Source organism: Scytonema hofmannii PCC 7110 (assembly GCF_000346485.2).
GTDB lineage: Bacteria > Cyanobacteriota > Cyanobacteriia > Cyanobacteriales > Nostocaceae > Scytonema > Scytonema hofmannii.
Genome location: NZ_KQ976354.1, coordinates 1,541,131 through 1,564,749, shown reverse-complemented (window position 1 = coordinate 1,564,749; position 23,619 = coordinate 1,541,131). Strand labels below are relative to the sequence as shown.

The 23,619-nt window shown below is 40.3% G+C and carries 22 protein-coding genes; 14 read left to right on the top strand and 8 right to left on the bottom strand.

Features of this window, described 5'->3' with window-relative positions; genetic code table 11:
- Positions 1 to 22: 22 nt before the first annotated feature.
- The 4 genes from WA1_RS56710 to WA1_RS06680 all read right to left on the bottom strand — a co-directional run bounded on the left by WA1_RS56710 (position 23) and on the right by WA1_RS06680 (position 2,325).
- A complete protein-coding gene (locus tag WA1_RS56710) occupies positions 23 to 190 on the bottom strand; it encodes a hypothetical protein (RefSeq protein ID WP_017748948.1) in 168 nt (55 codons plus the stop codon).
- Positions 191 to 698: 508 nt separating this feature from the next.
- Positions 699 to 983 carry a hypothetical protein gene (locus WA1_RS56705; protein WP_017748949.1) on the bottom strand — a complete coding sequence of 95 codons (285 nt, stop codon included), beginning with the start codon at positions 981 to 983 and terminating at the stop codon, positions 699 to 701.
- 209 nt (positions 984 to 1,192) lie between these two features.
- Complete coding sequence (locus tag WA1_RS06685) at positions 1,193 to 1,753, bottom strand: RpnC/YadD family protein (RefSeq protein WP_272819087.1); 561 nt, start codon at positions 1,751 to 1,753, stop codon at positions 1,193 to 1,195.
- 254 nt (positions 1,754 to 2,007) lie between these two features.
- Positions 2,008 to 2,325 (bottom strand): hypothetical protein, encoded by a 318-nt coding sequence (locus tag WA1_RS06680; RefSeq protein WP_017748951.1) that lies wholly within the window; start codon positions 2,323 to 2,325, stop codon positions 2,008 to 2,010.
- A gap of 359 nt (positions 2,326 to 2,684) precedes the next feature.
- On the opposite strand from WA1_RS06680, the gene WA1_RS06675 reads away from it, so the two are divergent.
- The 4 genes from WA1_RS06675 (at position 2,685) to WA1_RS56700 (ending at position 6,628) form a co-directional block, all read left to right on the top strand.
- Positions 2,685 to 3,623 (top strand): glycosyltransferase family 2 protein, encoded by a 939-nt coding sequence (locus WA1_RS06675; protein WP_017748952.1) that lies wholly within the window; start codon positions 2,685 to 2,687, stop codon positions 3,621 to 3,623.
- Between the two features lie 63 nt (positions 3,624 to 3,686).
- Entirely contained in the window at positions 3,687 to 5,126 is a 1,440-nt protein-coding gene (locus WA1_RS06670) for an oligosaccharide flippase family protein (RefSeq protein ID WP_017748953.1), read from the top strand.
- Between the two features lie 134 nt (positions 5,127 to 5,260).
- Entirely contained in the window at positions 5,261 to 6,319 is a 1,059-nt protein-coding gene (locus tag WA1_RS06665; protein ID WP_017748954.1) for a glycosyltransferase, read from the top strand.
- Between the two features lie 147 nt (positions 6,320 to 6,466).
- A complete protein-coding gene (locus WA1_RS56700) occupies positions 6,467 to 6,628 on the top strand; it encodes a hypothetical protein (RefSeq protein ID WP_017748955.1) in 162 nt (53 codons plus the stop codon).
- Here WA1_RS56700 and WA1_RS59465 read toward each other — a convergent pair.
- The 3 genes from WA1_RS59465 to WA1_RS06655 form a co-directional block, all read right to left on the bottom strand.
- Positions 6,609 to 6,698, bottom strand: coding sequence for an element excision factor XisI family protein (locus WA1_RS59465; RefSeq protein ID WP_272819086.1), 90 nt, complete (start codon positions 6,696 to 6,698; stop codon positions 6,609 to 6,611). The genes WA1_RS56700 and WA1_RS59465 overlap by 20 nt on opposite strands.
- Before the next feature lie 61 nt (positions 6,699 to 6,759).
- Positions 6,760 to 7,761, bottom strand: a complete 1,002-nt coding sequence (locus tag WA1_RS06660; RefSeq protein ID WP_017748956.1) for a CPP1-like family protein — start codon at positions 7,759 to 7,761, stop codon at positions 6,760 to 6,762.
- Positions 7,762 to 8,195: 434 nt separating this feature from the next.
- Positions 8,196 to 8,558 carry a hypothetical protein gene (locus WA1_RS06655; protein WP_017748957.1) on the bottom strand — a complete coding sequence of 121 codons (363 nt, stop codon included), beginning with the start codon at positions 8,556 to 8,558 and terminating at the stop codon, positions 8,196 to 8,198.
- Between the two features lie 892 nt (positions 8,559 to 9,450).
- Here WA1_RS06655 and WA1_RS06650 point away from each other — a divergent pair.
- From WA1_RS06650 to WA1_RS06640, 3 genes are all read left to right on the top strand, one after another.
- Entirely contained in the window at positions 9,451 to 10,857 is a 1,407-nt protein-coding gene (locus WA1_RS06650; RefSeq protein WP_017748958.1) for an O-antigen ligase family protein, read from the top strand.
- Positions 10,858 to 10,994: 137 nt separating this feature from the next.
- Positions 10,995 to 13,025 carry a GumC family protein gene (locus tag WA1_RS06645; RefSeq protein WP_017748959.1) on the top strand — a complete coding sequence of 677 codons (2,031 nt, stop codon included), beginning with the start codon at positions 10,995 to 10,997 and terminating at the stop codon, positions 13,023 to 13,025.
- 190 nt (positions 13,026 to 13,215) lie between these two features.
- Positions 13,216 to 13,806, top strand: coding sequence for an acyltransferase (locus tag WA1_RS06640; RefSeq protein ID WP_017748960.1), 591 nt, complete (start codon positions 13,216 to 13,218; stop codon positions 13,804 to 13,806).
- Here WA1_RS06640 and WA1_RS06635 read toward each other — a convergent pair.
- On the bottom strand, positions 13,792 to 14,769 hold the full coding sequence (locus WA1_RS06635; protein WP_017748961.1) for a helix-turn-helix transcriptional regulator: 978 nt from the start codon (positions 14,767 to 14,769) through the stop codon (positions 13,792 to 13,794). The two genes, WA1_RS06640 and WA1_RS06635, sit on opposite strands and share 15 nt — an antisense overlap.
- Positions 14,770 to 14,891: 122 nt before the next feature.
- On the opposite strand from WA1_RS06635, the gene WA1_RS06630 reads away from it, so the two are divergent.
- The 7 genes from WA1_RS06630 to WA1_RS06600 all read left to right on the top strand — a co-directional run bounded on the left by WA1_RS06630 (position 14,892) and on the right by WA1_RS06600 (position 23,498).
- The gene (locus tag WA1_RS06630; protein WP_017748962.1) at positions 14,892 to 15,803 is read left to right on the top strand and encodes an SDR family oxidoreductase; all 912 of its coding nucleotides are present in this window, start codon (positions 14,892 to 14,894) and stop codon (positions 15,801 to 15,803) included.
- 331 nt (positions 15,804 to 16,134) lie between these two features.
- Positions 16,135 to 17,331, top strand: coding sequence for an RNA-guided endonuclease InsQ/TnpB family protein (locus tag WA1_RS06625; RefSeq protein WP_026135268.1), 1,197 nt, complete (start codon positions 16,135 to 16,137; stop codon positions 17,329 to 17,331).
- 66 nt (positions 17,332 to 17,397) lie between these two features.
- Positions 17,398 to 18,051 carry a hypothetical protein gene (locus WA1_RS06620; protein ID WP_017748963.1) on the top strand — a complete coding sequence of 218 codons (654 nt, stop codon included), beginning with the start codon at positions 17,398 to 17,400 and terminating at the stop codon, positions 18,049 to 18,051.
- 661 nt (positions 18,052 to 18,712) lie between these two features.
- Positions 18,713 to 19,642: a WecB/TagA/CpsF family glycosyltransferase gene (locus tag WA1_RS06615; RefSeq protein ID WP_017748964.1), complete on the top strand. Its 930-nt coding sequence runs from the start codon at positions 18,713 to 18,715 to the stop codon at positions 19,640 to 19,642.
- Positions 19,643 to 20,108: 466 nt separating this feature from the next.
- Positions 20,109 to 21,092 carry a glycosyltransferase family 2 protein gene (locus tag WA1_RS06610; RefSeq protein ID WP_017748965.1) on the top strand — a complete coding sequence of 328 codons (984 nt, stop codon included), beginning with the start codon at positions 20,109 to 20,111 and terminating at the stop codon, positions 21,090 to 21,092.
- A 7-nt stretch (positions 21,093 to 21,099) separates the two neighbouring features.
- Positions 21,100 to 22,059 (top strand): glycosyltransferase family 2 protein, encoded by a 960-nt coding sequence (locus WA1_RS06605; protein WP_017748966.1) that lies wholly within the window; start codon positions 21,100 to 21,102, stop codon positions 22,057 to 22,059.
- Between the two features lie 2 nt (positions 22,060 to 22,061).
- Positions 22,062 to 23,498: an oligosaccharide flippase family protein gene (locus WA1_RS06600; RefSeq protein ID WP_017748967.1), complete on the top strand. Its 1,437-nt coding sequence runs from the start codon at positions 22,062 to 22,064 to the stop codon at positions 23,496 to 23,498.
- Positions 23,499 to 23,619: the final 121 nt, after the last annotated feature.

Genomic DNA, 23,619 nt, shown 5'->3' with positions numbered 1-23,619 from the left:
TACAGAAAATTGGTATAAGACTTCATACTGGTAAGCGGTTGAGGTATGTTGATTTCTTGATTAATAATCCCTTGACGCTGACTAGGGGTATTTTTCTCCCTACTCCACCTACCACAGACTCCAAATCTTTATCGCTGATATCTTCGATTTCGTTGATGGTTTGTAGTTCAGAAATATTAAGTTTAACCATGTGTTCCTCTTTTTGTTTCTTTTATACCTATAATGATTCCACAAATCTTTGAAATACAAACAATACGAGACTTTTTAAAATGACATAAGTGTAGGCTTTGCTTCCCAACTCCCCTAGATCGCCGATACAGTAGTCAAAAAGGGGGTAAAGGCAAATGCACGAAAGCGAACTAACTCTCCCTCAAGTACTCCCCAACTCGTCAATTATTGACTCTTAATCATGTGAGAACAGATGGAGCGGATGTTAGAGGAATGAAAGTGCGATTTGCTGCTATGCTGTAGTTCGGCGATCACTGACCATCTGTAGCTTATCATACCACTATATACTGTTAGTGATGTGACACAAGTACTAAATATAGAGAAGATATGGATTGGCAAAGTTTATTTAATTTAACTGGAGTTTGGTTTTGGAAAGTTTGGATGTTGTTCATCGCGCAAACTCCTGGGCTACCTGCATCAACTCCTAAACCATCACCCTCACCAGCAGCGGATGTCGAACTGCTAAAAACTCAAATCCAGTTGATAGTTTTGCTATGGTCTTCAAGTGTAACCCGTACTTCGCGCTGCAATCCCAGTTCGACAAGCGCTGCACAATCTTTATCTGTTACGATAAGTAGTCTATGTTTAAGTTGAGTCAGCAAAGTATCTGCTTGAACAAGGCTGTCTAGGCAATTTAATATAAGATTGGTATCCGAGGATTGCAATATCTCTAAATGAGATTTTGTTAAAAGAGCAGTTTGCAAGTAAAGCAGGTCGGTTTTATAACTGGCGATCGCACTGAAGCCGTATCGCATCGGTCAATCGCGAGGACACCCACCCCACGCTTGTGGAGAATTTATAGTAGGTTGGGTTGAGGAACGAAACCCAACATTTACAGACATTTGTTGGGTTTCCTTACAGGCGATCGTATTAAGTATGTATGGCGATCTTTCTTAATAAGATAAACTTATAACTTTTTTATTATTAATAAGCATCTGAGGGGGTCAGGCAATGGCTGAAACCCTCATTCTTTCGTTGACCATAAGGATATACCTTCAAGTAGTCCCTCCTGTTTACCTTTTTGAATTCCAAGTCGTTCGATACTTGTAATATACGGCATACTTTTAGACTCCTCAAAATTCCGAAATTCCTGCCAAAATTCTTGCTCTAATTCCTCAGGGAGGCTCATGATCCAATCGATTAACTTGAATAAGTTAATTATATCTTCCCGACTGAAGCCCAACTCGTATAGTCGTTTAGTCAACTCTAGCTTCGACTGAAGACTTTTTGTACGATTATTACGGGTTTGTCTTGCTTTCAAGTGAGTCATCACTACCACTGCAAAGGGATTGCGGTTGGCTTCTAGCTCTGACCACCTCGATTGATAGTCTAACAATTTTACTATCGGAAATCTAAACCCAACTTCACAACCAAATAACTGATATCCAAATTGATTTGGTCGCCAATTACTACGCTCATCTCCCAGAACTGCTAGGGAAGCAACCGAGCACTTGTAATAGTCATAGATGCGGTAGTTATAGATAAACATTCGTTGAGCAAAGTCGCTTTCCTCTTGACTTTGCATTTCAATGTGTACAAGCACCCAAACTTCTTTTCCCGTTTTCAGGTAAATCTTAAATCGCCAAATGTATTGTGTGGTTTGGGTAGAACGAAATGACACCCCATAATTCGATTAAATGTTGGGTTTCGTTCCTCAACCCAACCTACTTTATAAATCATCTCTTAATTACGAATTATGAATTATTCTGTCACCCTTCCCGTTCTCTGATAATGAGATTTTTGACTTCTTGAGGAATCCTTTCATTGTTTAACATTTCATCAAGCCAACTCATCTGTAATAGAATCATTTCGTTCAATCCAAGCGATCGCTAAACTATAAAGTGGTTGTACAAGTTCTGGCAGTTTTTCATTTTTCAAAATTTGACAAATATCGAAAATATCTGATTCTGTCGTCTCTCCACCTGATTCTACAACTTGAATTAATGCTTTTAAGCAGTTTTGGCGTACTCCTAAAATCTTAGTATTAGCAAGAGTAGAGATGAAGTCCGATGCTTTAAATTCATGTTTTTGTTCTACAAGCTGGAGGATAGCTTTACCAGCATCTAATGCGATTTCACGGCTATCATCCAGACACAAACCAAAAAGGGATGCGATCGCCGTAATTTTACTGTTGACAGCATATGAAAATTTAAGAAACTAGTTGTTTTTTAAAGTAACAATTAAAACTATTTAATCGTGTCAAAAAGCTATACGTATTTCTTCGTGATTAAGTACTAAAGAAAAATAAAAAAACAAAATAAAACGCTTACAAGCTGCTTCTAGAAGACGAACATCAATCTTTTTATGCTAAGTTTATAAATCAACTAAGACTTTATCAAAAAAACAAATATATCTCGTTAATTTCCTCAGACTATGTGCAATAAATAGTATTAGTTAAAAAACTAATGAATCAGTTTTTCAACGTACAGAAGTGCATTTATCTAAAGAGTTTTTCAATGGTTAGTATCCCTCAAGTCAGTGTTATAGTCCCCGCCTATAACGTGAGTTCTTATATAGAAGATGCATTGCGATCGCTACAGCGCCAATCTTTTCAGGAATTTGAGGCGCTGGTTGTTGATGATGGTTCCACCGATCGTACAGCAGATCTCGTTCAGCCTTACGTAGAAAAGGATTCTCGATTTCGATTATTGCAAAAACAAAATGGTGGGTTGTCATCAGCACGCAATTATGGCATTCGTTACGCTTGTGGAGAATACATAGCCCTGTTAGATGCTGACGATATATACCATCCAGACAAATTAACTAACCATGTAGCAAGGCTAAAGCGCGATCCAAATGTGGGTGTAGTTTATAGTGCTTCACAAGCAATTCGTGACGACGGACGCCCAACATTCATGCACTTAAGTGGTAAACCAGTCCACTCCAATCCACTCCTCGCTTTACTTTGCAAGAATTTTGTGGGACATGGTTCTAATGCTGTATTCCGCCGCTCATTAGTGGATGAGGTGGGTGAATTTGATGAAAGCTTACGCAGTTCTGAAGATGTTGATTTTTGGTTGAGAGTATCAGCAACACAGAAATGGAAATTCGAGCGCGAATCACGAGTTTTGTGCTACTACCGCGTCCGCCCTTCTGGACTTTCATTTAATGTAGCGCAGATGCAGCATTATAACGAACAGGTGATTCGGAATGCTTTTCTTCGTTCCCCAGAGTTGGTTGAGCCTATTTTACCAACAGCTTACGCTTATATGCACCGTTACTTAGCCCGCTTGTCTCTTCAAGGAGGTCATTCAGAAAAAGCACGTTATTTTCTTGAGCAAGCTTTAGCATTTGATAAGTCAATTTTTTATCACGATTTGCGATCGCTGCTGACTTTATTTGCTGTGTTTCTTGCACCAATCGCTCAACCAACCATTCGACGCTCTATTGGTTAAATAAAGATCCCCGACTTCTCTAAGAAGTTGGGGAGCTAACCAGATCTCCTCAGAATTTACCTCATGAACCTTTCTTCAGTTATCAAAAATGGGTTTTGGGCAACATACGGAGCGATCGCAACACGTATGCTATCCTTGTTCAGCAACCTCATGCTAGCAAGACTGTTACTCCCGTCTGAATTTGGCGTAATTGGCATTGCCTACATTTTTTGGGCTTTTGTAAATCTGTTTGTTTCTCAAGATTCAGCAGGATCGTTTCTTGTCTATAAAGGTATTGAAGACAAGCGTTATGTTAATACAGCTTACACCCTTGGTTTAAGCATTGGGTTAGTTTTGGCTTTGGGAATGGTTGCAGCATCCCCCGCGATCGCTAGTTTTTTCGGCGAGCCAAACTTGGTTGGGATACTCATTGGGTTTGCATTTAACTTGATATTAGCTTCTGTTCAGTCAATTTACATAGGTATCATGACTAGAAGAATGCTGTATCGAGAACTCGCCAACGCAAACTTAATAGCTTCAATGGTTCGGGTCTTCTCTACAGCCTTTTGTGCATTCGTTGGTTTGAGTTACTGGTCATTTGTTATTGGAGATACGGCTTTTTGGTTGACGCTATGCGTTCTAACTCAACGTCATGTCAAGCATAAATTTCAATTACAGATCGATCCAGACATCAGAGGAGAGGTCTTGTCTTACTGTCTTGGAGGTACAGGCTCTAGCTTAGGTTTTTATTTCAATGCTAACTGTGACAACTTCATCATTGCTAAACTTTTAGGGAATACTAATTTAGGCTTTTACAACTTTGCTTACCAATTGACGATGGCGCTCAACTCAATACTCAATCAAGCATTTAGTCAAGTTGGTATGTCAACCTTTGCTCAATTACCTAGCGATCGCCATCAAGAAAACGCTCTACTGAAAGTTGTTGAACAAATCGGTTTCCTTACTGCTCCTATTTATGCCTTATTCTTTTTAGTCATTGACCAGCATACAATTTCTCTGATATTTGGAACTAAATGGATTGCTTCTTCTTCTGTCATTCCTTGGTTACTCATTTTTGCCTACTTTCGTCTCATTAACGTTGCTCTGTTCTTTATGCTATCTGCAAAAGGCAAACCAGGGCTTAATGCTAAAATTAACCTTCAAATAGCACCAATAGCCATTTTGAGTTTTATAATTGGTGCTTGTTACGGAGGAATTATTGGGGTCAGTATCGCCGTTGCTCTGGTGTTAGGAATTTTTTGGACTCTCTACAGTTGGTGGATAGGTTGTAGAGCTATGGACTGGCAATTGAAGCAGTTTTTAATTCCTTGCTTTTTACCAAGTGCGATCGCATTATTAGCTATTGTGTTTTCTTTAAGCGCTCCCGCACTTTTCCAGCCATTTGTCTTTCTTGTCAGTTATGGTATTTTGGTAAGATTTGTGGCTCACAAACAGTTTTTAACTTATCAAGGTTTTGCTAGTAAGCTTGTTCAACGATTAAATAAAAGACGGAGCGAGCGATAAAAAACTGTGTAGTGACTCGTTAACTAGCATATAGATTTCAAATAAACCGGAATAGAAACCCGGTTTCGCAGAAGTTACCGGGTTTCTGAAAAGCATGAATAACCTTTTCTCAAAACCTACATCGAGGTGTCATTGTGAAAAAGCAACCTTTAGTTAGTATTTTAATCAATAATTACAACTACGATATGTTTTTATCAGAGGCTATTGAAAGTAGCTTGAACCAAACATATCCTAATATTGAAGTTATCATAGTAGATGATGGTTCTACAGATAGATCGGCAGAAATTATTAACAGCTATCAAGATAAAGTCATTCCTGTTTTAAAAGCGAATGGTGGACAAGCCTCAGCTTTTAATGCAGGGTTTGCGATCGCCAAGGGAGAAATCATTATTTTTCTAGATAGTGATGATGTACTCTTACCTGATATTGTTGAGAAGGTGGTATTAGCTTTTCAAGCAAACCAAAATGTTGTCAAGGTTCAATACAGGTTACAAGTCATTGATGTCAACAGCCAACCTACGGGAGAAATCGTACCATTAAGTAGTTGCAAAATGCCTAATGGAGATTTAAAACCACAAATATTTAAATTTGGGAGTTATACTTGGCCCCCAACAAGTGGAAATGCATTTAAAGCAACTATGCTTCGACAACTGTTACCTATGCCAGAAGATGTGTACCGCATATCTGCTGACCGTTATTTAAATAACTTAAGTGTTATGTTTGGCACAGTCGTCTCGTTAGATGAAATAGGTGGATTTTATAGAGTCCATGGCAAAAATAATTTTCGCACTACCAAGATTAATTTAACTAAGCTCAGACGCCAACTTATTGGAGCCGCCAAAGTACATGCAAAAAAACGAGAATTGGCACGGGCTTTATATTCTCTTGATATTTCTTATGTAGAATCAAGGGATTTACTGCATATGATGAATCGAATCATAGTGTTGAAGTTAGATCGCCAGAACTATCCTCTGACAGATAGTTTATTAAATCTGTGTTGGCAAGGATTAATTGTTTCTTTAGTCTATTGTGATTATCATTGGTCGCGAAAATTAGTCTTAGCTTCGTGGTTTGTACTCATGTTCTTGGTTCCAAACTCGATGGCTGAGAATATTACAAATCAAATTTTCTATCCAAACACCAGAGGCGGTTTTACAAGAAAACTATTAGCCACTGTGAAAAAATTTGCATAATTATAGAGCTTTCAAATCAAAAAATATTCAACTTTCTGAAAGCATCCTACTCTCCTAAGCGAAAATTAGAACCCCGGTTTCTCCCTTGAAACCGGGGTTCTGACACCTCAATGATCGTATCCCTTGCAGTATTGTTATCTAATCTGAATGAACCGCAAAGACGCAAAGGACACGAAGAAAGAGAAGAAAATCGGTAATTTTGTAGCGGGAAGGGAGTTACCAAAACATCACCAGTTCATCCCAAGTCAACTTGCCAAGAATAGAACTAAGGTCAGTTGTGGCGATCCTATTAAGCAACGGCAAAACTAGTATTAGTCCGCACTTGAGGAGGATGAAAAGCTAGCACAATATTAGTTTTAAGAACACCTGCTTTTACCAAAGCGTTAGCAATTCCTTCCTCTGTCTAATCTTCTTCATGGAAAAAACCTGTATAAGTACTTTCATTTATAAAACTGAAGGAATGTAACTATACCAAAAAAATTAGTCACTAGCCAAAAGACAAAAAGAATAATTGAGGTCACTACACTTTCTGTCTTAGGACATTGAGTTGCTTGTGAATTTATAAGAGGAGTACCGCCGCTAGATGGTGGCGTTATCCATAGACTGTAGGACAGACCTAATATCAAGCCTGCGATCGCGGCTGCTAGGATGAGGTTTCTAATCTGCACAAAACGTGTTCTTTTGAGATTAAGAAAGTAGTAACTTAAACCAATACCTAGTCCTAATCGAAGGAATGGCTCTCCAGGGGCATAGCAACCCGCACCCCAAAGTATCATTATTGCGAACAAACCAGCCGAAAGTAAAATATTCTTCTTGCTAGAAAGGTGAATAGATGAGAGGATAAATTCTGGTAGCCAATTTATTATTTGACTACTTCGTATTTCTCTCTCCCTCATTCTAAGTACTGGTGTCAGTGACTCTGGAATGTTACTTAAATCAATCGCATTACAACCAAATTGATAGGCATCCTTGAGCGACCTTCCATACCCCAGAGCGTCGTAAAATCCTATTGCAAAGGTGATTGCGGCTCTATCTCCGATCTCCTTCTTCATGCCAATCACACAGTCAATATGCTGAAGAATTGTTTCAGCTTGCTCCTGTGAATAGCAGGCATTCAGTAAAACACACTCAATTGTACCTTTGCACAGCTTAAATAGTTGTGTTAACGCTTGTGAACTCACAAGCTGTATTGCCCCTGAGTCGTCTTCGAGAGCTAATCCTTGAGCGCCTGCTCCATGTCCAGAAAAATGAACAATCTGCGGGTTACAATCTAATAATGCACGTCGCAAATCGTTTGGACGTACTGCCCAGCGTGTAATGACTTCAAACTGGTCTCTCCTTCTAGCCCGCTCTAGCGCTGCCTGGATTTCACGCACTTCCTCATCCAAACGTAACCTATTTGTATTTGTGGGATTGGCTGACAAAATCAGGATTTTTTTCACATTGTTATTAATTAATTATTAGGTCTAGGTTTTTTTGCTAGATGCATTGTACTACAACACAAATCTGGTCAACTACTGAGCATATTAATTATTTCATCAATAAATTAACAAACAGAGCACAATCTATAGGAGTATTATTTGATTTTTGAAAAACCAAATGAGTGAAGAACTTACCATTCAAAGGTTTAGTTCTCAGTATACTGAGCAAGAATCAAGTACGATTCTTATAGAGCATCGGTACAGAAATCACAAAAACCCGGTTTCTTCGAGTTGAGCCTACGAGATATCAAGCTTTGCAGGAGAGAGAAACCGGGTTTTTTGCCTCCTTTTTGAATACGTATCGGCGCTTTAGGATAAATGATAGGCTGTGGATTGTACTACTAGTTAAAACTGTGCGAATTTCACTCTAGATGAAAATGTCCGCTCCACACCAGTCAACGAGTTGCAGGAGTAGAATTAATAAGTGGGACGTTCTGTTCCTTGATGAGTGACCCAGGAGGAAATGGGTTCACGACAGGTCTTCTCGTTCTATTAGGAAGGTACTGTCCAGGAAAAATACCCTTCAAGAGATTACGGCACCTGTCTGCTAGTTGTGGATTTAACCTTCTTAGTTGTAAATATTGCAATTCACCAGATAAAGGCTCACTGAGATCCCCACCCTGACCCAGCATGATACACCTTAGTCGTTCCCGTGCAATCTGGGCTTGTTGTGGAGTTAGCTGTTGAGCATAGACTGGCAAAATAGCTAAAGCATTAATTGTTATGACACTGCTACAGAGTAAAACTTTGAAGTTCATAATTTGGCATTACATTATAGGAGCGTAAAAATTAAGCATTTATAGAAAATAACGGAGTCAACTCGATATTTTACGTAAGATTCTCAAAAGATTTTATATTTATTAACGAAAACAGATTCAGAATGTCTCATTATTTTCCGCTCCCCGTGTTAAGGTGACTGTGGGCTAGCTTAAAAATAGGGGTTGGAGAAAAATCCAATGCCCGTTGCCATTTTCATCTTTTCTGGTGTTTAGAAGTACATGATAGCTACTTAATCAAACGAACGTCATATTATCTGTCTTCTTTTCCTCTTTCTTCGTGTCCTTAGCGTCTTTGCGGTTTATTAAAATAAGTAATATTGGGACAAAAGAGGAGTAAATAAGCTGTTGCGCTTATAAGAATACACATTTATCGATTAACAAGCCCCCTCTCCCGTTGGGAGAGGGGGTTGGGGGTGAGGGCTTTTTCATCTTCTTAGCAGTCAAAAACCGTAATCTTACGGATGACAAACTACAATTTTAAAAAACAACGAAGATTTGTAAAATACAGTTTAACAATGCTTGGTCAAATTGAAAAGAAATACGTATTATCTTTGATAAAGGCTTTACACAAAGAGGTCTAGAAGTTAAGAATAAAATGATAAAATTATGTTCTGCACCAAATAAAACCCGAATCATAGCTCTATGAACAATTAAGCTTCATCAAAAATAAAAATACTTAGATTGTTTTCCGCAAGATTTTTTCACAATATGTGTGTCATAACTGTTGTTAAGTAAATCCACCACAATCAAAGCTTGAGAAAGGAGTCAAATTTATAATTTTTAGGAATGCATCTATCTCAAGGTTTTTCAATAGCTCTTCTGTCTAAAGTTAGTGTTGTAGTCCCTGCCTATTTCACATTGGAAACTTTGAATGTTTAATCTTTCTTCTAGCAAACCAAAGCCCCTACAGACCAATTTCAAATTAGATAACCTGTCATTTGCAGAACGGGTACTGTATTGGACTATTGTACTCACACCTATTTGGTGGTTGTTAGGCTTGCAGACTCTTTTATACCCAACAGTTGCAACTATATTGTTAGCAACTAATTTTGAACTAGATAAACTGATTAAACGCTCAATGCCTTTGTGTAACTGGGCTTGGTTAGGTATGGTCTTGGTAGCACTTTGGACTAGTATCCAGGGTCTATCCCAGATAAACTTTGAGGTCATGAAGACTGCTGCTACCTTAGTCACCCTGTTTAAAGGCTACTTTCTGATCTTTAGTTGTCTTACATTACCCTTTTGGCATCGAATTAGAGTACAGGTGGTGACACGGGCTGTAGCTTGGATGGCAGCTTGTTTCTTAATAACTCTTGGCATTCAACTGCTCATATTGATTGCTGTAGGTCCACAACTTCCTTTTTTGCCACCGTTAGCGCGTGTCATTCCTGGTGACAAAATGAGCTTAATGGTTGGGTTTGCTATTATTCAGCCTTTCTTCGGCATCCCGTTAGCAAGAACAGGGCTTTATACTCCAGACCCTCCTATTTTGGGGGTTTGTGCTCTTATGAGTTTTTTAGTTTCCTACAGTGAAACAGACCGTCGCTTGCGGAAATTTGCGATCGCAGGGTCTTTAGCAACGCTCATCATATCCCAGAGTCGTTTGGCGTGGATTTGCTTTCCTCTATCATTTCTGATTATGAACGGCTTCCGAAGTGGGTTGGTTCGGCAAAGTTCTTTGTGGGCGACATCATTTATTTCTTTTATCTGCGGTCTTGTAGGGATGACCTTAACTGAATTACTGACTAAACCACTGGAAACTTTCAATAGCGCTCGTGCTGATTCATCAAAAGATCGTGAGTATGTTATCGAAGCTACAATAGAGGCTTGGAAAGAGTCCCCTTGGATAGGATGGGGAATTGTTGAAAGGACGGTGACCTGGGGAAATGGAGCCTTTGAACTTCCTCTAGGGACTTTTTCATCTTACTCGCAAGTCTTGTATTTACACGGAACTATTGGTTTCATCTTCTTTATCGCTGCTTTAGCATTAACTTTGTGGAGCTTTTGGCAACCTGCTTTACAAGGTAATAAAATCTGTTCTTTAGCATTTGCTAGTTTAGTAGTTTTGTATATATTGTGCCAAGCAACAACATTGACTTGGATGACCGTTTATTTCTGGTACTTCTTTATTTGGCTGGGTGCAATTCTTGCAGAAACACAACATAATTCTTTGTCTTCATGGGAGCAATTATCAAAAAAATACTCAATAGACATCTCCAGAAAAGATGTAAGGGCGCAATGCCTTGCGCCCCTACCAAGACTTTCGGGTAATGCATAATTAATTTCTGGAGATGTCTAATTAAATAGCTCTCCTACACTCTCCTAAACCAGAACGAATAAAAATCAGCACTTAAGCATTATAAATCCCCATATTTTTGACAAATGACCAATGACAAATGACCAACAATAATAGTTATGAACAAATTAGTTACCATTTCAACTAAACACTGGAAATCTTTAATAGCTTTTAATGTTCTTGTGGTATTGGCTACAGCAGTAGCAGTGTCTAATGCAAAACCAGTTTGGATAGCTAAAACACAGCTAATTCTGCCAAAAACAACAAGTAATCTTGATGCCAATTTAGGAACTCTTGGTTCTCTAAGAAATGGAGATTCTGCATTTTCTTCTGAAGTCAATCCTCTCAACGTACAAGCATCGATTTTAACGAGCGATACGTTGTTAGAGAAAGTTTTAGCTTCTGACCCTGAAAGGGGCAAATTTAATAGTATTTCTAGATATAGGCAGTTATTTAAAGTCACACCTCAGGAGCAGTCTACTATTATGTTGCTGACTGTAAGTGGTTCCAGTCCAAAATTAGCCAATCAAAGAGCGATCGCTATAACAGAAGCGTATCAAAATCGCCTTAATGAATTGCGACAAGCGAATAGTCGAACGCGGCAAAAATTCAGTCAAATAGAACTAGAACAAGCAAAGTTAAAGTTAGCTCAAGCGCAAAGTAAGCTAACAATTTTTAAGCAGTCTAGTGGTTTAATTAATAATGAAGACCAAGCTAAAGGAATTGTGGATTCAATTAGTACTCTAACAACTGTGAGAGCACAAGTGTTAGCTACGGCTGAGGCAAGTGAAAATCGAGCAAAAGCTTTATCAATCCGTTTGAGCCTAACACCAAATGAAGCAATTCGCTCTTTAGGTTTAGGTGAAAATAAAGAATATCAATTTGTCCGACAACAATTGTCTGAAGTAGAAGCGTCTTTACGTCAAAAACAAGCTATTTTTACTGACGTACATCCAGAAGTGAAAACTTTGCTTGCACAACGGGAATCATTGCAGCGAAAAATTCAAGAACATATAAGACAAACATCTGCAGGTACAAAAGTAGATACTACGGTGGCGACTGATTCACAAGGTCGCGCTGCTTTAATCCAACAACAGGTTCTTGCTGAAAGCGAAGCTACAGCACAACGGCGACAAGCACAACAACTTAACAATCAAATTACCCAGCTTCAAACAACCTTAAAGTCTTTCCCAGTAAATCAGGCTAGGCTGGTAGAACTACAACGGCAAGTGGATGTTACTGAAGGTGTGTATAAAGGCTTAATTGCCCAGATACAACAAAGTAACATTGACGCTTTTGATGCTTACCCAAATATACAGGTTCTTGATGCGCCACAAGTCGATCCTAAACCTGTCAGTCCAAAGTTTCTCTTAATGGCAGTCAATGCTTTGCTAGCATCTATTATCGGTAGCATAGCTTTGGTATTATTCCTGGAAAGCCGCAACCCTCTGTTAAATCTCAAAGATTTACAAGGTCAAAAATTTGCGATCGTGCAAAGTATTCCTCGGATCAAGCATTCAGATCCGAAAATTGAAATGACTTCTGTTTCAGAAGTTGAATTTCAACGCCTTGCTTCTGCTATCAGCTTACAACCTCTCAATAATCGTAGATTATTAGTCACAAGCGCTACTCAAGGAGAAGGGAAAACAACAGTTGCCATAGGGTTAGCTTACGGTTTAGTAGATTTAGGCTTTCGAGTGCTGCTAGTGGATGGGGATTTTCGGAGTGCAGAACTCAGCCGCAGTTTGGGTTACGCCGAAGATTCCACAATAGAGCAATTGCAAAGATCGATACAACCAAACCTGGATTTACTGCCAACTTTACCCAAACGAGGCAAAATTGTAGAAACTATCAAACGAGGACGCTTTGAACAAGCATTAACAGCTTGTGAGGCTAGAGGAAATTACGATTACGTTATCGTTGACAGTGCGCCCGTTAGTCTAACGAGTGAAACAGCTTTGATGGCTACTCTTATTTCCAACGTTCTGTTTGTTGTCCGTCCCGATAGCAGCTACAAAAACTCTGTAAATGAAAGCTTTGCACAACTCTCTCAACATAATGTTGAAATTTTAGGTTTAGTTGTGAATGCAGTGGAAAGTAAGAAGAAGCCTTACTCTTATCACTCTGATTCTTCCTTAGTGAACACGTAATTCGATTTTGAATTTTAGATTTTGAATTGCCAATCATATCTGGTTGAATATAGCAATTCCCAATGAACGTGAGGTATAGGAAGAAATAATTAACCGCACCCTGTAGCAGATGGACGCAGATAACTCTGTACCTCAGCAGACTAGAAAACGCTATAACTCTCATTAACTTAAGGAAACTCAAGGACAAATTATGAAAAACTTAAATCTTCCTTTTCTTAAAAAACTGTCCCAAAACTACTTTGAACTCAAGCGATTGTTTTACCAATGGCGATATCCAAATGTTAAAATTGCCAAAGGAGTTGCCATTAAAGGTTCTTTACAGGTGCTTGGAAGCGTTCAAGTGACTATCGGTTCTGGCTGCCGTTTGGGTAAAAAAGTCTCGATTTACGGTTCAGGAAACGTTGTCATTGGTAAGCAAGTGCTGCTTAATGGTACATATATAGGTTGTGAAACCTCGATTAGCATTGGCGATGAATGCTTGATTTCTGATTGTTTTTTAGCAGATAGTGATTATCACAATTTAGAACCTGAGATGCGTCACTATCCCGCAGGACCAAAAGCGTCGGCACCTATTACTATAGAACGCAATGTCTGGATAGGAGCCAGAGCTACGGTGATGAAAGGCGTACACATCGGTGAAGACAGTGTGGTAGGTTTAGGAAGCGTTGTTCGTAAATCTGTACCTTCCAGTGTTGTCATCGTCGGTAATCCCCAGCAAATCGTCAAGCATTTCCGTAAAGAACGGGAACTTGTTGCCTCCGTGATGTCAGGAGTCAACTGAAGGAGAATGGGTGTGGAATGCGATCGCTGCACGTGCGTGTTCCAAAATGCGATCGCGCAGTTGAGGTGGTTCAATCACCTCCATTTGCGTGCCAAACCCCAATACGTAGGCGCAAGCTTCTGCTTCCAAGTCAAAGCGAATCGAGACGGGAATCCAGCCATCAGCATCCGGAGAGTCGATCTGCTCTATACGTGCAAAGTACCCAGCATATCGCAACCGAGGCATAACCTCTGGGTCAATGCGTACTTTAACTCTATATTGAGGCAGATTGGTTTGGAACTCAACCGTCGATCGCTGCCAATACTCGGCTAAGTTAAAATTAGCCGGACGAGCGCAAGGGCAAGACGAAATCGTGGCACGGCGCACTCGTGAGATCCGATAGGAACGCACCTCCTCGTCTACTGCTGCAACCAAATACCAGACGCTACCTTTGGCAACCAGCCCCAAAGGATTGACCAATCGCTCTACCATCTTGCCATCGCCACGCTCGTAGCTTAGATGTATTTGTCGTTCCTGCCAGATTGCTGTTTGGAGAATCGGAAACGCTGACATTTCTTCTTCCCACCGATGCCAGCCTGTTGGATCGAGATGAATGCGTTGGCTAACGGCTTCTGCTTGCTGACGATTGGCAGAGGGTAGAGCTGCTAAAAGTTTAAGCAGAGCTGCCTCAAATGTCTGAGTCCAGCCTAAATCAGCTAATAAGTGACCGGGCTTGGGCAAAAACAGTGCTTGAATCTCTCCAAGGTTCAATCCAGTCAGTGTCGTTTGGTAGTTGTCGAGCAAACTCCAACCGCCGCCTTGACCCCGTTCTGCCACTACTGGCACCCCAGCACTGCTGAGCGCTTCCATGTCTCGGTGAATAGTGCGTTCGGAGACTTCTAATCGTTCTGCTAAATCCCGTGCTGTCAGACGGTTATGAATTTGCAACAGCATCAGGATGGAGAGGAGGCGATCAGCACGCATAGCAAGAGATAAAAAGAGATATACTTTTTTCTTTTTTTACTGTACTCCTTAAATATGACAACAGGTGTCAGGAAATAGTACTTATGCTGCAATAAAGACAAAAATTATCGAGCAGGTTAATTATGCAGCCATTAAAGGATAAGATTGCACTCGTTGCTGGAGCGACTCGCGGAGCAGGGCGCGGTATTGCAGTTGAACTGGGTGCGGCTGGAGCAACGGTTTATGTCACTGGACGCACCACAAGTACTCACCGCTCGGAATACAACCGTCCTGAAACGATTGAAGAAACCGCAAATCTGGTGAATCAAGCAGGTGGACAGGGAATCGCCGTTCGAGTCGATCATTTAGATCCCGTGCAAGTGCTAGCACTAGTAACTCGTATCGAAGGCGAGCAAGGTCGTTTGGATATTCTGGTTAACGATATTTGGGGGGCGGAATACTTGGCAGAGTGGAACACTCCTGTGTGGAAGTACTCTTTGGACAAAGGACTACGGATGTTAAGGTTGGCTATTGACACTCACATTATTACCAGTCACTTTGTACTGCCGCTTTTAATCAAAAGTCCAGGATCTTTAGTGGTGGAAATTACGGATGGTACGGCTGAATACAACAGCACTCGTTATCGATTTTCACTCTTTTATGACCTTGCCAAAACTTCTGTAATACGTATGGCATGGGCGATCGCTCAAGAGCTTGAACCTTATAACTGCACCGCTGTGGCTTTGACTCCAGGCTGGATGAGATCTGAGATTATGCTGGAGCATTTTGGAGTGAGTGAAGCAAATTGGCGGGATGCGATCGCAAAAGATCCGCACTTCATCATTTCTGAAACACCGCGTTACATCGGGCGTGCGATCGCTCATCTGGCTGGCGATTCGGAGGTAGCTAGATGGAATGGTCAGTCTCTTTCTAGCGGTCAACTAGCACAAATCTATGGCTTTACGGATCTCGACGGCTCTCAGCCCGATGCTTTTCGTTATATGCAGGAAGTACAGGAGGTTGGCAAACCTCCTGATGCTACAGGATATAGATAATTGGGTCTGAGGTCATTTTTTGATTATTGCAAGAATCAGCTGAAGCACAGTTCTAATTTCAGCTTAACCGAAAAGTGTTCATCACCTATTGCCGCAACGAGGCTCCCACTGTAACGGTACTCCGTTCAGTGGCGAGACGGCAGGCGCTTCAAGTCGGGGAACCCGCCCAACGCGCTGCCTCAGGAATTGCGGGTTAAAAACGAGGTACACCCTTCGACCTATGTTAATCGTAGATTAACGCGGGAAAGGGGTGTCCGAGTAACAATATCTTGGAACACAACACGACAGATTATAGTCTATAATGTTAGTCATATGTGAGAAAGTCGAACTCATGGAACAAGTGCTGACAATTGTTTGTAAACTCAACCCCACGTCTAAACAGGTGGAAGAGATCGAATTGGTTCTTAAAGCTTTTGCGGATGCTTGCAACTACGCTAATGAAAAAGTTAAACCACAAGTAACCAGCAAAACGACCATTCAAAATATGGTATATAACGAGATTCGCTCTCTGTTTGGATTGAGTGCAAATTTGGCTGTGCGTGCTTGTGCCAGAGTCGGAGCTAATCGCAAGACTGCTAAACAGAAAGGTAAACCGGTTATTGCATTTAAGCCAACATCGGTCGATTACGATGCCAGAATTTTTGCATTCAGAGAGAAAGATTTGACGGTTAGCTTAACTTTGCTAAATGGGAGAGAACACATCAAAATCGATGTAGGGAACTATCAACGTGGTAAACTAAAAGGCAAAAAACCTACTTCTGCTCAATTATGCAAGCATCGTGATGGTAATTACTACATCCACATTCAAATCAAAGACGAACCTCCTACGACCATTCAATTTGATAACGTTATTGGTGTTGATTTTGGACGCCGTGATATTGCAGTAACTAGCAATGGCGATCAGTGGGACGGTCAACAAATTAATAAAGTTAGAGATAAGTTTTCCAGAGTGAGAGCGTCGCTCCAAAAGAAAGCCTCGAAAGGCACAAGGTCTACTCGTCGTAGGACGAGACAGATTTTGAAACGGCTGTCGGGGAAAGAGAGACGTTATCAACAATGGCTTAACCACAACATTAGCAAGCATATTATTGAGAACGCATTGACAGCGAGTGCAGCAGTGGCAATTGAAGATTTAACTGGCATACGGGAAAGAACCAACCAAAAACCCAGAAACAAAACCGAACGTAGACGTTCTAACTCTTGGGCTTTTTATCAGTTGCGTTCTTTTCTGGAGTACAAAGGTATTCAGGCGGGGGTAGAGGTGATCGCTGTACCTCCTGCTTATACGAGTCAGACTTGCCATTGCTGTATGCGTATTGGAATTCGTTCTGATAAACGCTTCAAATGTACCAATGACGCTTGTTCTTGGAGTGGTGATGCCGATCTAAATGGAGCAAAAAATATTGCTGCTATTGGGGCTGTTTTTGTAAACCCGCCCAGAGGCTCGAACGGTTTGTATTGTGAACTCAGTACAGACTCTTCAGGGCTACTAAAAGCCCACACTGTACCGCAAGGTCAGTGTGGGTAGTTTACGTGACAGAATTAAAAGGTTAACAACCCTGTATATGTAGAAGCATAAATCAGAGGTAGTCGTGTGAGTACATTTTTGTCTAGTGTAGCGGTTTTACTTTCAACTTTGGCTTTGTTGTGTAGTGGCTATGCAGCATACCAAGTTTTTACATTGCAACAAACAATAGATGTTGCCAATACTAGAAACGATAACGCTACAGCTACTAACCAAACAACTTCAACTCAGGGGACTGGTACAGTTGCTTCGAGTAATACATCCCCGCCATCACGGGAAGCAACTCCGTCTCCATCTCCAACTGCAACTGCAGAATCAAAAACCACTGCATCTGCTATCATTCAACCCGGTCAATTTGTACAGCCCGCTTTTGGGAAGAAAGCACAAGTAGCGTTACTGTCAGTCAAGCGGATTAAAGATCCCGAAACTGGAAATCGAGATGTAGTTAACGTACAAATGCGTATTCGTCGTCTTGCTACAGACGATGTCAGCCCTACCGAACAGATTGGAGTTTCTAACACAACAGCTCGAAACCCCGATACAAGTGAAACTTACAAGGGAGTGGACTTGAAGCGATCGACGGGGAGCGTTTCTCTGTCTTCGCTTCGTCCCAAAGCTTCTGCTGATGCTTACGTATGGTTGCGGATTCCCGAAGGTGTTAACAGCCTAGATATTTTTGTGCCGGACACTGGGGCATTTAGTAATGTGCCAATCAGCAGTTAGGCAACTGCAAAAAACAAATTTTCTCCGGAATGTGGGATGGGCATCCTTGCCTTTCTCCAGAATGTGGGACGGGCATCCTTGCCCGTCTTGTATTATATGAGAAACAAGATCCCCGACTTCTTAAAGAAGTCGGGGATCTGAGTCTTTCAAAGAATTGAAAGTTTCTTAATCATTATTTTATATTTTTTAAAAAAAACATAGAAGAAATACATAAAGATTGCACTTGATTGAGACGTTCATAAGAAGCATCAAAGAAATGAAGTGCAAAATCAACGGACACAGACATAGACATTTAACGGATAATGGCAACAAAAAAACAAACATTGCATATATTTCATCGTTAATTGCGTCATTTATTAAAAAAAATAATAAGTACTTTCCGTAATAAGAGTATTATTTTAAGCTTACACAGACAAAGCTTAAGTATTGTACTGGAGTTTGCCATCGTTCATCATCAGGGCAATACTTGCTTTTTTTAGTCATCTTTCACGTAGATTTATAGTCAAGTTCCGAGTAACTATTGATGCACTCTCAATGAAAACTAAGCTAGTATGCATCTTAAAGCAAAGTTCTTAGCCCTCAATACCCTATCTGGTTCCTTATCTCAATTATTTTAATCTCGCAACAACCCAATAAAACTAAAGGTATCATAAGAATGAGAATGAAAAACAAAGTTCAGGAATTACCAAATCTCAATATTTATTTATTAGAACGTCGCATTACTTGTATGACTATCCCCTCTCTTGTAGAGGCTATATATACAGCTTGTGTTTCTAACAAAAAAATAACTGTTGCGAATTACAACGTACACAGTTTTAATCTTTCAATGCAACTTCCTTGGTATTATAACTTTCTCCAAAGTTCGGAAATAGTCAATTGTGACAGCGTTGGCATTTTAAAGGCAATTAGTTACATGGGGTTAAACTTACCTTTGGAGTATCGAGCTTCTTATACACTGATGATGCCCAAATTATTGGAGAAGTGTAACGAAAAAGGATTGAGCGTATTTCTATTAGGGACTAAACCTCAGTATTTAGAAACAGCACTAGAAAATCTCAGAAAGCAGTATCCCAATGCTAAGTTTGCTGGACATCATGGCTATTTCGACAAGCAAGACTCACAGCAGAACCAAGCTGTCGTTCAGAAAATCAATCGAGAAAAACCCAACATATTAATAGTGGGTATGGGAATGCCAGTTCAAGAAAAATGGGTGTACGAGCATCGCCTTCGCTTAGATGTCAATGCCATTTTGCTTGGTGGAGCAGTGATTGACAGACTTGCAGGTGTTGTACCTGATTGCCCATCAACCCTTTCTGATTTAGGTTTAGAGTGGCTGTATCGTTTGTGCCGCGAACCAAAACGTTTGGCAGCACGTTATTTGCTTGGTAATCCAGCTTTTGCGCTGCAGGTTGCTTTGGGCAAGCTTTATGCTCCACTACGAGTAGAACTTTTGCCATCAATTGACACTTTCAATCCAGAACTTGCTGTTCCTGTTAGTAACTCGTACTTAAATTTCAACAACCGCAATCAAGAACAGGAAATCCCCGTATCAGTTGCACCTGTACTGTATTCTAGTAGCCCATCAATTTAATACGATTTTGGATTTTAGATTTTGGATTTTGGATTGAGAAAGCCTTGCCTAGATTTAATTTCACCCAACTAGCTATCCCATTTTTGTTTCCATTGGTATGAGGTAAGCAATTTTATCTTTATCTATCCTCCTCAAAGGTTTGAGCAATAGTCAAGCATAGCCGTATTTTTTCGGTTGACAAAGTTATTAATCTAGAATAGCTGTTGATTTTCAAGCACAATTTGAAAAAAAGTTTTCAAATTACGAAATATTTGGGATGCCACTTTAGAAAAAAAGTGCCATAACTGTTATTAGCTTGTTCTCTAAAAAAAATATCAGGTTTTTAAACTCTTATAAGTGCATTTATCCGAGATAATGACCACGCATTACAATCCCTAGCGTCTGGGAACAAAGCTTCTTTGAATAAAGAAAACAGACGTTATATTAGTACTGCTATTTTTAAGAAAAGAATCAGGAGGGAATTGACTTGGAACCTTTAGTCAGCGTAGTTATCCCTACGTATCGCAGACCCCAGTTAGTTAAACGAGCGGTTATGAGTGCTCTAGCACAAACCCTCAAAGAAATCGAAGTCATCGTTGTCATTGACGGTCCGCAGCCAGAAACTCAGACTGTGTTATCAGAAATTGATGACTCCAGACTGAGAGCGATAGAATTGCCTACCAATCAAGGTTGTCGTGTAGCACGAAATACTGGAATTGCTGCAGCTTCTGCCAAATGGGTTGCTTCTTTAGATGACGATGACGAATGGATGCCCCAAAAATTAGAAATGCAACTTGAAACTGCTAGGCTTTCCCAGTATAAGTTTCCTATTATCTCCTGTTATTTGAAAGCTCAAACACCTCAAGGAGATTCTATTTGGCCTAGAAGATTTCCTCAGCCATCAGAGGCATTGAGTGAATATTTGTTTGTTCGCAAGACCTTATTTCAAGGAGAAGGGCTTATTCAATCTTCAACCATTTTTACAGCAAAAGAGTTATTAGAAAAAGTTCCTTTTTCCACTACGATTCAAAGACACGATGATTGGGACTGGATATTACGAGCCATGAGTGTAGAGGGGGTAGGAGTCGAGTTTGTACCAGAAGTTCTCTCTATTTGGTATATAGGAGATGCACGTCCTACTTTAAGTAGCAGCAACAATTGGCAATTTTCATTAGACTGGATTAGAGCAAAACGCGACTTAGTGACTCCTCGCGCTTATTCCTCTTTTATTTTGGCAGAAGTGAGTGCGCGAGCTGCTCGTACTCGTGATTGGAAAGCATTTTTCCTGCTTTTATGGGAAGCGATTCGTTTTGGCAGACCTCAACTAACGGACATTTTTTTGTGTCTGGGTATGTGGCTGATTCCTACAGAGAAACGGACTTGGTTACGTCTTCTCTTAACAAAGAAACCCAAGCCATTACCTAACCAAACTCCTTCAGAGGGTTCAGGGTACGAGAGTGTAGGGGTGTAATGTAGTTATGGTTTTTATCCCTAAAGTTAGTGTTGTAGTCCCAGCCTACAACGTAAGTTCTTATATTGAAGATGCATTGCGATCGCTACAACATCAATCTTTTAAAGAATTTGAAGTTCTGATTGTTGATGATGGTTCTACTGATAACACGGCAGAAATTGTTAAGCCTTACGTGAAAAGCGATCCGCGCTTTCAGTTATGGCAAAAACAAAATGGAGGTTTATCATCAGCACGCAATCACGGTATCCGTCATGCACGTGGAGAATATATCGCCTTACTAGATGGAGATGATGTTTACCACTCAGATAAACTAGCCCGTCATGTAGCAACACTAAACCATCATCCAGAAGTCGGGGTTGTTTACAGTGCATCTCAGGCAATTCGTGACGATGGAAAACCGACACCCATTTACCTTAGTGGTAAGCCCGTTCATTCCGAGCCACTGCTGGCTTTACTTTGTAAGAACTTTGTTGGTCATGGTTCTAACGCAGTATTCCGCCGTTCATTAATCAATGAAGTCGGTGAATTTGATGAAACCTTACGCAGTTCGGAAGATATTGATTTTTGGTTGAGAGTCGCAACAACCCGAAAATGGCAATTTTACCGAGAAAAGAGTACTCTGTGTTACTATCGCGTTCGTCCATCCGGTCTTTCGTTTAATGTAGCACAAATGCAGCGATGCACCGAACAGGTTATTCAAAGCGCTTATCAGCGATCGCCACAATTGGTAAAACCAATGTTACCGACTGCCTACGCTTATATGTATCGCTACTTAGCAAGATTATCTCTCCAAGGAGGCAATCTCGACCAAGCCAGTCACTTTATTGACAAGGCTCTAGCTTGTAATTGGTCGATTTTTTACCGCGATCCGCGATCGCTATTGACTTTACTAGCAGTGCGTTTGGCACCACTCGCTAAGCTAGGAATCCGACAAGCGCTTGGTTCAGCGAGGTATACTCAAAAGTAGCCATGAAGTTGTCTGCTATACTCAAAAATGGATTTTGGGCGACCTATGGAGCGATCGCAACACGCTTCCTAGCCTTATTCAGTAACTTACTACTAGCAAGGCTGTTGCTTCCTGCTGAATTTGGTGTTATCAGTACTGCTTACATTTTCTGGGCTTTTGGAAATCTATTTAACCAAGGCACATCTGGATCTTTCATCGTTTATAAGGGCGTTGAAGATAAGCGTTATTTAGATACAACCTACACCATCAGTTTAATTATTGGATGCTTTTTAGCTGTAGTGCTTGGGTTAATATCCCCAATAGCAGCACGCTACTACAGCATACCAGACCTAGTATGGATACTCCTGATATTTGGCTTTAACCTCATACTCTCCTCATTTCAGTCCGTACATGAAGGAGTTTTGAGAAGACGAATGCAGTATCGAGAGTTAGCAAACTCTAACCTAATTGCCTCATTCGTCAGAGTATTTTCCACAATTGGGAGCGCCTTACTGGGTTTAAGTTACTGGTCATTTGTCATAGGAGATACGGCAGGTTGGATAACAGGGTGCCTTCTTATGCATCATTATGCCAAACAGAAATTCAATTTGCGTATTTACTCAGAGGTCAGATGGGAAGTTTTGTCTTATTGTTTAGGCAATACTGGTTTCAGCTTGGGATATTTCGTTATTTATAACTGTGACAATTTTGTGGTTAGCGTCGTTCTAGGAACAACTAGTCTTGCGTTCTACAATCTTGCCTACCAGTTAACAATGGCGATAACAACTATTCTTTCTCAGGCGATGAGTCAAGTTGGGATGTCGGTGTTTGCTCAATTAGAAGATGATCAACAGCGAGAAAACGCTTTGGTTAAAGTTATTGAACAAACTTCTTTCCTAGCGGCTCCCTTATACGCCTTATTCTTTTTAGTTGTTAACCAACAAACCATTTCCTTTCTCTTTGGAACCCACTGGATTCCTGTTTGTACGGTTATTCCAGGATTGCTCATTTTCGCTTACTCTCGCCTGATAAACAGTCAGCTTTTTTCCATGCTGTCTGCCAAAGGGAAACCGGGAGTTAATGCTAAACTCAGCCTTAGCATTGCTCCTGTTGCTGTATTAAGTTTTGTGCTCGGTGCAAGGATAAAAGGAATTATTGGTGTCAGTATCGCGGTTGCTGTAGTTTTAGGAATTCTTTGGACTATTTACTGTTGGTGGGAGGCTTGTCGTCAATTAAACTGGTCTTCTAAAAAGTTCTTAATTTTTGTGTTTAAAGCACCTTTAATAACACTTTTACCAATTGTAGTTTCTCTAAAATTTCCTGAAATTATACAACCCATCTTATTTCTCATTATATATTTATTTTTGGTTCGCTTATTAGCTGCTAAACAATTTTTACAATATCAATATTTATTAGGTAATATTGCACAACGTTTAGTCACTAAATGGAACAGCAAATAAAAATACTTGCCTTGGCGAATAGAATTCGGCTATACAAGTAAAACTCACCTACGTGGGTTTTAAAACTTGAATTCTCGATTACTCCTATCCCACTTGAAGATTACCTAATTAAATGAACCGC

Coding starts and splice junctions, on each gene's coding strand:
- WA1_RS56710 (WP_017748948.1), bottom strand. CDS start 190: ATGGTTAAACTTAATATTTCTGAACTACAAACCATCAACGAAATCGAA.
- WA1_RS56705 (WP_017748949.1), bottom strand. CDS start 983: ATGCGATACGGCTTCAGTGCGATCGCCAGTTATAAAACCGACCTGCTT.
- WA1_RS06685 (WP_272819087.1), bottom strand. CDS start 1,753: ATGCAAAGTCAAGAGGAAAGCGACTTTGCTCAACGAATGTTTATCTAT.
- WA1_RS06675 (WP_017748952.1), top strand. CDS start 2,685: ATGGTTAGTATCCCTCAAGTCAGTGTTATAGTCCCCGCCTATAACGTG.
- WA1_RS06670 (WP_017748953.1), top strand. CDS start 3,687: ATGAACCTTTCTTCAGTTATCAAAAATGGGTTTTGGGCAACATACGGA.
- WA1_RS56700 (WP_017748955.1), top strand. CDS start 6,467: ATGAACCGCAAAGACGCAAAGGACACGAAGAAAGAGAAGAAAATCGGT.
- WA1_RS06655 (WP_017748957.1), bottom strand. CDS start 8,558: ATGAACTTCAAAGTTTTACTCTGTAGCAGTGTCATAACAATTAATGCT.
- WA1_RS06650 (WP_017748958.1), top strand. CDS start 9,451: ATGTTTAATCTTTCTTCTAGCAAACCAAAGCCCCTACAGACCAATTTC.
- WA1_RS06645 (WP_017748959.1), top strand. CDS start 10,995: ATGAACAAATTAGTTACCATTTCAACTAAACACTGGAAATCTTTAATA.
- WA1_RS06640 (WP_017748960.1), top strand. CDS start 13,216: ATGAAAAACTTAAATCTTCCTTTTCTTAAAAAACTGTCCCAAAACTAC.
- WA1_RS06635 (WP_017748961.1), bottom strand. CDS start 14,769: ATGCGTGCTGATCGCCTCCTCTCCATCCTGATGCTGTTGCAAATTCAT.
- WA1_RS06630 (WP_017748962.1), top strand. CDS start 14,892: ATGCAGCCATTAAAGGATAAGATTGCACTCGTTGCTGGAGCGACTCGC.
- WA1_RS06625 (WP_026135268.1), top strand. CDS start 16,135: ATGGAACAAGTGCTGACAATTGTTTGTAAACTCAACCCCACGTCTAAA.
- WA1_RS06615 (WP_017748964.1), top strand. CDS start 18,713: ATGAAAAACAAAGTTCAGGAATTACCAAATCTCAATATTTATTTATTA.
- WA1_RS06605 (WP_017748966.1), top strand. CDS start 21,100: ATGGTTTTTATCCCTAAAGTTAGTGTTGTAGTCCCAGCCTACAACGTA.
- WA1_RS06600 (WP_017748967.1), top strand. CDS start 22,062: ATGAAGTTGTCTGCTATACTCAAAAATGGATTTTGGGCGACCTATGGA.